Raw genomic sequence first — 12031 nt, 5'->3', positions numbered from 1 at the left:
TTCATTTCCTGAAGCACCGTAACTTCAGAGATGGGTAGTGAAAATTTCCTTCTATTGAGTATAGAGCAATAATTATTCATTGTCTGAAGCACCGTAACTTCAGAGATGGGTAGTGAGAATTTCCTTCTATTAGGTATAGAGCAATAATTATTCATTGTCTGAAGCACCGTAACTTCAGAGATGGGTAGTGAGAATTTCCTTCTATTTAGGTATAGAGCAATAATTAATTCATTTCCTGAAGCACCGTAACTTCAGAGATGGGTAGTGAGAATTTCCTTCTATTGCGTATAGAGCAATAATCAATTCATTGTCTGAAGCACCATAACTTCAGAGATGGATAGTGAAAATTTCCTTCTATTAGGTATAGAGCAATAATTAATTCATTTCCTGAAGCACCGTAACTTCAGAGATGGGTAGTGAGAATTTCCTTCTATTAGGTATAGAGCAATAATTATTCATTGTCTGAAGCACCGTAACTTCAGAGATGGAGAGTGAGGATTTCCTTTTATTGGGTATGGAGCAGTAATTAATTCATTTCCTGAAGCACCGTAACTTCAGAGATGGAGAGTGAGGATTTCCTTTTATTGTGTATGGAGCAGTAATTAATTCATTTTCTGAAGCACCGTAACTTCAGAGATGGAGAGTGAGGATTTCCTTTTATTGTGTATGGAGCAGTAATTAATTCATTTTCTGAAGCACCGTAACTTCAGAGATGGAGAGTGAGGATTTCCTTTTATTGTGTATGGAGCAGTAATTAATTCATTTTCTGAAGCACCGTAACTTCAGAGATGGAGAGTGAGGATTTCCTTTTATTGCTGATAGAGCAGTAATTAATTCATTTTCTGAAGCACCGTAACTTCAGAGATGGGTAGTGAAATTTTCCTTCTATTAGGTATAGAGCAATAATTATTCATTTTCTGAAGCACCGTAACTTCAGAGATGGGTAGTGAAATTTTCCTTCTATTAGGTATAGAGCAATAATTATTCATTGTCTGAAGCACCGTAACTTCAGAGATGGGTAGTGAGGATTTCCTTTTATTAGGTATAGAGCAATAATTATTCATTGTCTGAAGCACCGTAACTTCAGAGATGGGTAGTGAGGATTTCCTTTTATTAGGTATAGAGCAATAATTATTCATTGTCTGAAGCACCGTAACTTCAGAGATGGGTAGTGAGGATTTCCTTTTATTAGGTATAGAGCAATAATTATTCATTGTCTGAAGCACTGTAACTTCAGAGATGGGTAGTGAGAATTTCCTTCTATTAGGTATAGAGCAGTAATTAATTCATTGTCTGAAGCACCATAACTTCAGAGATGGAGAGTGAGAATTTCCTTTTATTGCGTATGACGCATTTTTTCAATAAATTCGGGATATTTATCCAAATCTTCTAATGATTTTCAAGGCGGATAAACTACTCTATCTTTCCTTTCATTTACTTTATCAACATAAGCATAAAAAGCCTCATCATCATCTCGATGAGATAAAACATAACTTTTTAACTCTTGATAAGTCATAGTTTTCAAATCAGGTTTTTTATTCATTTGCTCCATTCACTATTAGGTTTAATTTCAATCTCAATATCTTCCCCAATGTAAGCATTTCCTACGGAATGCTGCGCAAACAGCCGTCAGCTATCAGCTATCAGCTATTTATTTGAGTTTTAGATAAAGGCTTTATTAATTAAGTCAAAATTCAATCTTATATCATGTCCGGATAATAGCGTGATAAAAAAACTTTCTCCTTCAACTCCAGTTCTTCTTCTTCCTTCTTCCAACTTCAGTCTTCCCCTCCTGGGAGGGGTTAGGGGTGGGTTGACTCCTGACTCCTGACTCCTGACTCCTCCGTCGTTATTTATTTATAACTGTTCAACCGGACATGATATTACTACAAAACCCGACTTTAAAGGCTATATTCATTTAGAGCAAGTTTTTAAGGTTGGTATATTATTGCTGATAGCTGACGACTAATAGCTGTTTGCGCAGCAGTCCGCAGGAAATGCTTACTCCCCAATATTCTTGCTACGCTCATCTAATCTTATTAAGTTAATTGGTAAATAAAATTTTGTTACCCAACAAGATAGGATATAACATTTTCAACAATTAATAATTAATAATTAATAATTAATAATTAACAATTACCTCTCCTTGAAAACGGATAGGATTGATGCCAAAGGGAAAATTAATTCATTGTTTATCCTTTAAAGGAGAGGCTTTCAACCTTAATGATTCGGTAAGAGTTGTCCTTGATAGGAATAATTTTTCCTCCAAAGGCTAAATAAATAACATTAGTTATCAGATAAAGAGAACGATCGCCACATCTTGTAGCAAACATTTATCACGCTTGATATGACCTAAATATCTAAATATTTATCAGGCGAAGATTTTGAATTTTGTGAATATCTCCTGACTCTCATCAGATTTGCTATAAAATGAAACTGTCCACTACAAATTTTGCACTAAATTAGCATTAGCTGTTTCGGTATACTATTCTCCATATTCCTTATTCCCCAAATATGATCAAAAATCAACATCAGAAATTATTAATTCAAATCGGCATAATAATAGCAATAACTTTAATCTTTGCCATCATAATGCCATTAATTTTACCAGGATTTAGACTGAAATTATTAGGGCGTTTTCTCTCTCTAGCAATTGTGGCTTTAGGCATAGACTTAATCTGGGGTTATACTGGCTTATTAAGTTTAGGTCATGGCATATTTTTTGCACTAGGAGGTTATGCTTTAGCAATGTACCTCAAACTACAATTGCCAGAAGGAGAATTGCCAGAATTTTTCACTCTTTATGGTGTAGAAAAACTTCCCCTATTTTGGCAGCCTTTTCACTCTTTTCCTCTGACAATTTTAGCAATTATAATTTTGCCTGCTATTGTGGCAGCAATTCTCGGTTATCTAGTATTTAAAAATCGAATTAAAGGAGTCTACTTTTCCATTCTTACTCAAGCAGCTTTACTGGTATTTTTTAACTTTTTCAACGGTCAACAAAAATTAATTAATGGTACAAATGGTTTAAAAACAGACACAGAAAATTTTTTCGGTATTTTAGCAGGCTCAGACCAAGCACAATTAATATTTTATGAAGTAACAATTATTAGTCTGATCGCTACTTATTTAATTTGTCGTTGGCTAACCAGTGGTAGATTTGGTCGTCTATTAATTGCTATTAGAGACGATGAAACTAGAGTAAGATTTTCAGGATATAATCCTACAGAATTTAAAGTTTTAGTATTTGCTATTTCTGGAGCTATTGCCGGAATTTCTGGAGCATTATATACAGTTCAAAGTGGCATTGTTACTCCTAGTTATATGGAAGTAGCTTTTTCAATTGAAATGGTTATTTGGGTAGCGGTAGGAGGTAGAGGAACTTTAGTCGGTGCAATTCTTGGTACATTATTAGTTAATTTCGGACGTACTTTTTTAAGCGAACAATTTCCTCAAATATGGTTATTTTTCCAAGGTGCGTTATTTTTATTAGTCGTGACAATATTACCTAATGGAATTGTTGGTTGGTGGCAAGAATATGCTTGGTTTAAAAGTCAAAAGTCAAAAGTCAAAAGTCAAAAATAAGTGTAAAGTCAAAAGTCAAAAGTTAAAAATAGTACAGTCATATTGCCTGTGATAGCCATTTGAAGTTCAAATAGTAGCACAATGAAATCTGCTGTATAATTGATAACTAGATATCTCCAGAAAAGAGGGAGTAGGAGGAAAGGAGAAATAATTGATAATTTATGTGGGATAATTGATTTTATTTTTTATTGTTGGAGATATCTACTGATAACTAATAACTGATAACTGATAAAAAGCGTGGTAGAAAAAATTTTAGAAATTCAAAATTTAACAGTTAGTTTTGATGGTTTTAAGGCTCTAAATAACCTTAATTTTACGATGGATTTTGGTGAGTTGCGAGTTATTATTGGTCCCAATGGAGCTGGAAAGACTACTTTTTTAGATGTGATTACTGGCAAAGTTCAACCAACAACAGGAAAAGTATTATTTGGAGGTGAGAATTTAATGAAAATTCCCGAACATAAGATAGCTTGTATGGGAATTGGGCGTAAATTTCAAACACCTAGAGTATATCTAAATTTAACTGTTAGAGAAAATTTAGATTTAGTTATTAATCGCCATAAAGGAGTAATTGCTACTTTATTTCGTAAAGTTCCTTCCGCAGAAATTAGAAGTGTGGCTGGTTTATTAGAAACTATAAATTTAGTAGGAAAAGCAAATATTAAAGCAGCTTTTTTATCTCATGGTGAAAAACAACGCTTAGAAATAGGTATGTTAGTTGCTCAATCTCCCGACCTATTATTAGTAGATGAACCCGTAGCTGGTTTGACTGATGAAGAAACAGAAAATATAGGTTCTCTTTTGTTAAACTTGGCTGCCAGTCATTCAATTATTGTCATTGAACATGACATGGAATTTGTGCGTCAAATAGCTAAAAAAGTAACTGTTTTACATCAAGGTTCTGTACTTTGTGAAGGAACTATGGATGAGGTGCAGAATGATGCAAGAGTTATCGAAGTTTATTTAGGAACTGTTGAAAAAATCTGAAGGCAACAAGCAACAGGAATTTTTACCAAACATTTATCGCGCTTGGTTTTACTGAAAACTTGAATTGCTTAAAGTTTAAATATTAAATATTAGGTATATCTGTAAGGTCGCCTTGCTACTGAAGGATTAAACTTAGTATCTACAAACTGCACTGGAGAATAAGTCTCGATCCACAAACGTGCTCCGCAGGGTAATGGATGATAAGGCTGATATACTATGCGGCACATACCGTGAATTTCCATTTGATAACCCAACTTGATTCGGTCTCGGGGTCTCCCGTTATAATTGCGAGATTTAACGGGAGGGGAATTGCCGACAACAAGGTTATGTAGGTTTCGATTGATGTTCAACATATTCCTTTAATTGCTCAATAGTTACACCTCCGCAGCTAGCAACAAAATAAGAACCAGTCCACAGTACAGGTTTGGTGTAAAACCTAGCTAGGTAATCAGCAAAGTCTCTGCGGATCAACCTACTAGAAACAGTTTTGAGATTGGCTATAAATTTGCTCAGTTGAACTTTTGGGTTAAATGTGATTAACAAGTGTACATGGTCAACTTCACCACTAAATTCTACTAACCCACATTCCCACTTTTGGCAGGTTTCATCAAATATTTTATTTAACTGCTGGAGTATTTCAGAGGTAATTACCTTTTTTCGGTATTTAGTGACAAATACTATGTGAACAGTAAGAGAATAAACAGACCTAAAACCTTTATTATAGTTGCTTGACATAATATAGCGATAAAGTGCATAATAGAAATTATGATAATTACTCATTGCTATAAAATCAAGCCTACTCTTGGACAGTCAGCCAAAATGGATTATTGGTTGGAACTGCTAAGGAGGCATTGGAATTATTCTCTTGGGCAAAGGCTAGACTGGTTAAACAGAACCAGGTGTCACATAGACCGATGTTCAATAGTATCATGCCCTATTGGTGAGATTCCTGGCAAGCCCGATTATTATTTTCAGCAATCAGCACTTAAACAGACAAAACAGTTATTTCCTGACTACAAGGAAATCTATTCGGAAGTTCAACAAATTAATTTACAAAGACTAGATAAAGCGTGGAAACGTTGGCTAATACCCAATCAAACTGGTAAACGTGGAGGACGACCAAGATTTAAAAAATCAGGTAAATTAAGGTCATTTTGTTTCAGTAGAGTAAATCATCCCAAAGCAGTAATTAAATTTGATGGAAAACAAATAATTATTAGTAGATTTGGTGCTATTCCAGTTATAGTTCATCGACCTATTCCAGATGGATGTGTTATCAAAACTGCAACTATAATCAAAAAAGCTGATGGTTATTATATAAGTTTTAGCTTAGAAGACAAGTCAGTTCCTAGTTTGATTCCTACAAATAATATCAAAAATGCTGTCGGTATTGATGTAGGTTTAAAAGAGTTTTTGACTACCAATACTGGAGAAACTATTTCTGTCCCAAATTTCTATAGAAAAGCACAATCTAATTTAGCTAGAAAGCAACGGAAAACAGATAGAAAGGAAATTGGTTCTAACAACTGGAAAAAGGCACAAAATAGAATAGCTAGATTACATCAACATATTGCTAGACAAAGAGAAGATTTTCATTACAAAAATGCTCATAAATTAGTTAAAGAGTATGATTTAATTGCTGTCGAAAACCTTAACATTAAAGGTTTAGCTAGAAACAGCAAATTATCAAAATCAATTTATGATGTAGCCTGGGGAGCTTTTATTGACAAGTTGAATGCAGTGGCGGTCAAACGCGGTGTTCATGTAGTTAAAGTTAATCCTCACAATACATCACAAAATTGCAGTAATTGTGGTCAAAAAGTACCTAAAACTTTGTCAGTTAGAACTCATTCATGTCCTAACTGTGGAACAGTTTTAGATAGAGATGAAAATGCTGCAATTAACATATTAAATAAAGCATTAAACGAGGTGGGTATCATCTTGTCTGCTTGTGGAGGCTTAGGCATTAGCCAGCCTGTGAGACAAGAAACTTCTGAAACCTGGGTTCAATTATCTCTGTTTTAGAAGCTCCCGTTATAATCGCTCTTATTTAACGGGAGAGAACTTCACTGATAGTCATTTTTACTCTAGCACTATAGTTTTTACTTTATTAAAATAAAAAATTAAAAAACATCAAAAAATTATGAATTTTAATCAACAGAATCAAGCTGGACAAAATCAAATTAATTATACCACCTTACAAGTATCTAATATAAATGTATTTTATGGGGAAAGTCATATTTTGCGCGATGTTGATTTAAGCGTGAAACCTGGAGAAATGGTATGTTTAATCGGTAGAAATGGAGTGGGCAAAACAACATTACTCAAAACAGTAATGGGACTACTCAGGCCACGGACAGGAAAAATTAATTTATGGGGTCAAGCGATCGCCACTCTCCGACCAGACCAACGTGCTCGACTAGGTATTGGTTATGTACCTCAAGGTAGAGAAATTATACCCAGATTAACAGTCAAAGAAAATTTATTGCTTGGTTTAGAAGCCAGAAAAGAAAATAGAAAAGGGAAAAATGAAATTCTGGAAGAAATATTTGAGTTATTTCCTGTTCTAAAAACAATGTTATCTAGGATGGGAGGAAATTTGAGCGGGGGTCAACAACAACAATTAGCGATCGCTCGTGCATTGATGGGTAAGCCAAATTTACTTTTGTTAGATGAACCGACTGAGGGTATTCAACCTTCTATTATTTTAGAGATAGAAACTGCGGTGAGAAATATTATTCAAAGTAGAGGTATTTCTGTTTTATTGGTAGAACAACATCTCCATTTTGTGCGTAAAGCAGACCGATATTATGCAATGCAAAAAGGAGGAATTGTGGCATCAGGAAATACTACAGATTTAAGTCAAGAAGTAATCCAAAGATTTTTAGCCGTTTAATATCAAATCCGTTTATTTGGTGAGTAATATAATTTCTATTGTCAGTAGGAGTAAATAGCAGTTTATCCCTACAGTATTGAGTATTATTCTTAAATTTCAATACTAAATTATGCCAAGATACCGGATTTGAGAGGGCTTAAATAGAATATGCTGAAAAATTCATAGGTTTGAGGGTGGAAAACATCAACTATGGAAAACTTTTCCCATTTTTTTTACTCTATAGTTTTATACTATTTCTTCCATTCATTGCATTATTTTTTGATAGTATAAACCCTCCTATAATACCCAATAGTAATTAAGTAGGTGGATTTAATTATCCGTATAGGATAAGGAAGGACTGAAGTTGGAAAAACTTTAGAACTAAAAAATATTGCCTTGTGTGATTTTTAAGCTTTTGATATTTCCGCGCCCCTTCCTGAGACTGCTATAAAATAGCGATAGAAATTCAAAACATTAAATATTAAGCTGAAAACTGCCTTATGACTTCATTTTAAGATTCTTCATTTTTTTTTTGCACAGCACGACAAACAGAAACATTTATTTATCTCTACCTACTTATTAAAACTTTAATAATTATCAAAATTTTGATAAAAAATAGTTTTGATTTTATTCATAAATACCTAAACTTAAAGGAATATAGTAGAAGGAAGAATAAATAAGTAGGAAATAAAAATCTTGCCTTGTGTGATTTTTAAGCTTTTGATTTTTCCGCGCTCTTTCCTGAGACTGCTATAAAAAGTGAAACAAGTAGAATTGATTCTATTAAAATATTTCCCTTTAATTACTGAATAATCAAAATGTTTGTACAATACTTTAGCACAAGAGATATATTTAGCTGGTTAGGCACTATTAGGAACATAAAAGTTATCCCAAAAATTATATCGATTTAACTTAAATAAAACAGTATGTTTCAATAATTATTAATTATTAATTATTACTTCTCCTTGAAAAGAAGAGGATTGATTAAAAGGAAAATTTTTCTTTATTATCCCCTTAAAAGGGGAGGGTTTCAACCAATTTTTTTCGGTAAAAGTAAAAGAAACAGCATTTTTATATAACTGCTAAAGCTATTCAACCTTCCATTCTCAAAAGATATATAGTAATCCTAAATCTTACATATAAAAAAATTATTCTCTCCTAAAAATAAGCTAAAAACCCTTACCCCAGTTAAGCTTTAGCCTATTGCCTGTTTCTAGTTTCCTTTTGACAAATAAACTTGCCGAAAAAGGTACTATAATCTACCACAAATATTACATATAAATTTGGAGAGGAATTTAGGTGACTAAAATCCATTCATCCGACGCCACTCCTGAACGTAGTTGGCAACAAAATATAGAAAATCAATTCCATCTTGCTAGACTTTCATCTAGCTTACTTAAATCTTTGACGGCAACTATTTTGCTAACCCTAACTTTTGGATATATTCCCACTCAAAAGTTTCAAAGCAAAATATCTCCTACTTCAGAGAAAAATCTTATATCAGTTAATAACTGTGATTTAACTTCTGCCAAAGAAAATAACTCACAAATTTCTCTAGTCTCTCAAAATTCCAATGCTACTCAATGTGCTTCTGTAGATCCGTTTAGTCAAGCAGTTAGGTTTGCGACAAAAGCCTCACAGTTAGCTCAGACCGCGAGAACTAAACAACAGTGGGATAAAGTCGCCCAAGAATGGGTACAGGCAGTGGCTTGGATGCAAGCTGTACCACCAGGAAACCCTAGACGTGCTTTTGCTGAGAAAAAAGTTGCTGAGTATATGAGAAACTTAGCTTACTCTCAAAAACAAGCAGCTTCTGCACGTTCTCAGTATAATCCTGTTTCCTTCAATAGTGATATTCTCGACACCCAGTTAGAGCTTTATCTGTCTTTCATTGCTACTGTAGGTCCGCCAGATGTTTTAATTGTGGGTAGTTCCCGTGCTTTATATGGGGTCGATCCGCAACAACTACAACAATATTTAGTAGCGAAAGGCAATCGTCCGTTAAACGTATTTAACTTTAGCATTAATGGGGCAACTGCTAGAGTAGTAGACTTTCAACTGCGTCAACTTTTGAGCAATAATCAACTGCCAAAATTAATTATCTGGGCGGATGGAGTACGAGCTTTTAATAGTGGACGAGTAGATCGAACTTATAATTCAATTGTTGCTTCTGAGGGAAAAAGAAAATTACTTTCAGGTGTTCGTCCCCAGTTACCTCGCGCTCAGTCTAATTTGGCTTCTACCTGTTATCAGTTTCCCAAACCTTATAATGTATTTGCACCTCCATACTCTCCTTTTGAGATATCGCGAGGAGAAGCAATAGAAATTAACTATAGGGAACAGACAACAGCGGTGCGCCGCGTCCGTGACAGAAACAAGCGGTGGAAACTAGGCGAGGAAACCTTGCGATGGGAACGCGTAACAACAGAGGGAACGCGCAGTAACAGAGGAAATATCGGAGTAGGGAATAGTTCTAATACTCTTTATCCTGACTATTTTAAGACTACCCAATATTCTTATAAACCCCTATCGCAAAACTCCTCAAACTTAACATCTTATCCTCAATATTCTACTCAACCTGTACAAACAGTAGCGATCGCCGATGTTGCCAATGCTATTGATGCTAATGGGTTTCTGCCAATGGATGGGCGATTTAATCCTTCCTATTATTATCAGCGACGACCTTATGTAGCAGGACTTTATGATGGCGACTATGCTGGTTTTTATCTTGGGGGTACTCAGGCTCAAGCTTTAATTTCTGTTGTTAATTTTACTAAATCTCGCAATATTCCTTTAGTTTTTGTTAATTTACCTCTATCTGATAGTTATTTAGATTCTGTGCGTTGGTCTGCCGAAGAAGACTTTCATCGATGGATGCTAAGTCGGGCAAGAGCAAATGGCTTTACATTCCTAAATTTCAATTTATATCAGCCTCAACTAGCCAAAAATGAATATTTCTTTGACCCCAGTCATCTAAATCGTTATGGTGCTGCTGCTGTAGCTCGTTATATTGCTGCTAGTTCTGGAATTTCTTGGCCACGTTGAAGAAGGTGTTTAACAATTAATAATTAATAATTAATAATTAATAATTAGGGTTTGCGTTCAAAAGTCTTTTAGTAGGGGTAGGAGACAGGAGACAGGAGACAACCCACCCCTAACCCCTCCCAGGAGGGGAAGACAGGAGGAACGGGGAATGAGCGAGGGGGTAGAAGTAAGAATTTTCCCAAGATTGTTCTGTCCAACTATGCGCCTAAAATACTAACTTTTTAAGCGTTTAGGGTTTGCGTATGGAAAGTCTTTTTGCTGGGGTAGGAGACAGGAGACAACCCACCCCTCGCCCCTCCCCCGACCGTGGAGAGGAAGACAGGAGACAGGAGGAACGGGGAATGAGCGAGGGGGTAGAAGTAAGAATTTTCCCTTAATTTTTCTGCCCAACTATGCGCCTAAAATACTAACTTTTTGAGCGTTTTAGACGTGATACCAGGTACTTTTTAAAGGTCCCAAAAAGGCTAAAATCTTTATATGTCAATGCTTTTAGATTTAATCAGCAACCCCTAAATAGGACTTACCCGTCTGCAACGTATTTTCGTCCGAAGCAACCCGCAGCATTCCAGGACGGAAAACCATCTCAAATCCTAGTTTTTCCTACCTCATGCTTCATTAATTGATAATGGATAATTGATAATTACCTCTGGTTAAAACCGCTACGGAATTGAATATGAGGAGATATTATTTCTTCTCTTGGTCCATTGGAGGCCAGCGAGGAGACCCGAAGAGTGACAGAGCCGCTCCGCTTTATATGTTGCGGAGCAAAACGCCATCCCATCCTACGGAATGCTCCGCAAACGACCGCTTTTTTTCCCCTTAAAAGGGGAGGCTTTAAACCAGAATTATTTAATAATTAATAACAGGACTTACGCAAAGACACTGTGTATAGAGTCCAGTAACTATTGGACAACAGTTATGAGTACTATATATAGCGTATCTGCGTAAGTCCTATAATAATTAATAATTAATAATTCGGTAAGTTCTGATTACTTCAATCTCCCTTACTTCCCCACTCCCCCAGGGCTAATTCATTGTCGCGCCTAGAATATTAAGTTAGAAATACATTTAATTGTGCAAATATACAAATCTCTCCATCTCCCCATCCCCCCATTTCCCTATCTCCCCATCTCCCCATCTCCCCATCAATTTTTCTAAGCGTGACAATAAATAGACCCTGTCCCACTCCCCTACTCCCCTGCTCTCCACTAGATATCTATTAGCTATATTTGCTTTAAACTCGTGCAATTTCTGAGAATTTACGATCGCCTCTTCTATTTTGTTGCACTACTTCTAGAAATAGCCTCAGCGATCGCACTGAATTAATATATTTATAGTGGAAATAACGTAAGTGTCAGCACGGATTTAATTTGCTAGTTTTTGGGGATTAAATATTGAATCAAAGCTCTATTTAGGGCTTGCTGATTAATTCTCAAAGTATTTACAGATAAAGGCTTTAGCGTTTTTGGGTTAAAAAAAGTACCAGTTTTTCGGTGGAAAAAGCTAAAAAAGCTAGTATTTTGGGATTATTGTGGCAGA

General features: G+C 35.3%; 9 protein-coding genes. 5 read left to right on the top strand and 4 right to left on the bottom strand.

Features of this window, described 5'->3' with window-relative positions; translation table 11 throughout:
- Window positions 1-1399 precede the first annotated feature (1399 nt).
- Window positions 1400-1552, bottom strand: a complete 153-nt coding sequence (locus F6K54_RS09585; RefSeq protein WP_293076855.1) for a DUF6887 family protein — start codon at window positions 1550-1552, stop codon at window positions 1400-1402.
- 449 nt (window positions 1553-2001) lie between these two features.
- Window positions 2002-2085 (bottom strand): hypothetical protein, encoded by an 84-nt coding sequence (locus tag F6K54_RS43730; RefSeq protein ID WP_375341960.1) that lies wholly within the window; start codon window positions 2083-2085, stop codon window positions 2002-2004.
- Window positions 2086-2514: 429 nt separating this feature from the next.
- Between F6K54_RS43730 and urtC the strand changes: the two genes are divergently transcribed.
- Window positions 2515-3585, top strand: coding sequence for an urea ABC transporter permease subunit UrtC (gene urtC / locus F6K54_RS09580; protein WP_293076853.1), 1071 nt, complete (start codon window positions 2515-2517; stop codon window positions 3583-3585).
- A gap of 237 nt (window positions 3586-3822) precedes the next feature.
- Window positions 3823-4572 carry an urea ABC transporter ATP-binding protein UrtD gene (gene urtD / locus F6K54_RS09575; protein WP_293076851.1) on the top strand — a complete coding sequence of 250 codons (750 nt, stop codon included), beginning with the start codon at window positions 3823-3825 and terminating at the stop codon, window positions 4570-4572.
- 324 nt (window positions 4573-4896) lie between these two features.
- Here the strand turns inward: urtD and tnpA are convergent, their stop codons facing one another.
- A complete protein-coding gene (gene tnpA / locus F6K54_RS09570; RefSeq protein ID WP_293076883.1) occupies window positions 4897-5307 on the bottom strand; it encodes an IS200/IS605 family transposase in 411 nt (136 codons plus the stop codon).
- Between the two features lie 30 nt (window positions 5308-5337).
- Between tnpA and F6K54_RS09565 the strand changes: the two genes are divergently transcribed.
- The 3 genes from F6K54_RS09565 to F6K54_RS09555 all read left to right on the top strand — a co-directional run bounded on the left by F6K54_RS09565 (window position 5338) and on the right by F6K54_RS09555 (window position 10492).
- Complete coding sequence (locus tag F6K54_RS09565; RefSeq protein ID WP_293076849.1) at window positions 5338-6597, top strand: transposase; 1260 nt, start codon at window positions 5338-5340, stop codon at window positions 6595-6597.
- A gap of 118 nt (window positions 6598-6715) precedes the next feature.
- On the top strand, window positions 6716-7468 hold the full coding sequence (gene urtE, locus F6K54_RS09560; protein WP_293076847.1) for an urea ABC transporter ATP-binding subunit UrtE: 753 nt from the start codon (window positions 6716-6718) through the stop codon (window positions 7466-7468).
- A 1278-nt stretch (window positions 7469-8746) separates the two neighbouring features.
- A complete protein-coding gene (locus F6K54_RS09555; RefSeq protein ID WP_293076845.1) occupies window positions 8747-10492 on the top strand; it encodes a hypothetical protein in 1746 nt (581 codons plus the stop codon).
- Between the two features lie 1051 nt (window positions 10493-11543).
- On the opposite strand, the gene F6K54_RS09550 is transcribed toward F6K54_RS09555, so the two are convergent.
- Window positions 11544-11678, bottom strand: coding sequence for a hypothetical protein (locus F6K54_RS09550; RefSeq protein ID WP_293076843.1), 135 nt, complete (start codon window positions 11676-11678; stop codon window positions 11544-11546).
- Window positions 11679-12031 lie beyond the last annotated feature (353 nt).

The organism is Okeania sp. SIO3B5, from assembly GCF_010692555.1.
Taxonomy (GTDB): Bacteria; Cyanobacteriota; Cyanobacteriia; order Cyanobacteriales; family Microcoleaceae; genus Okeania.
The sequence above is the reverse complement of the archived record's forward strand: the minus strand, read 5'-3'. Positions and strand labels throughout refer to the sequence as shown.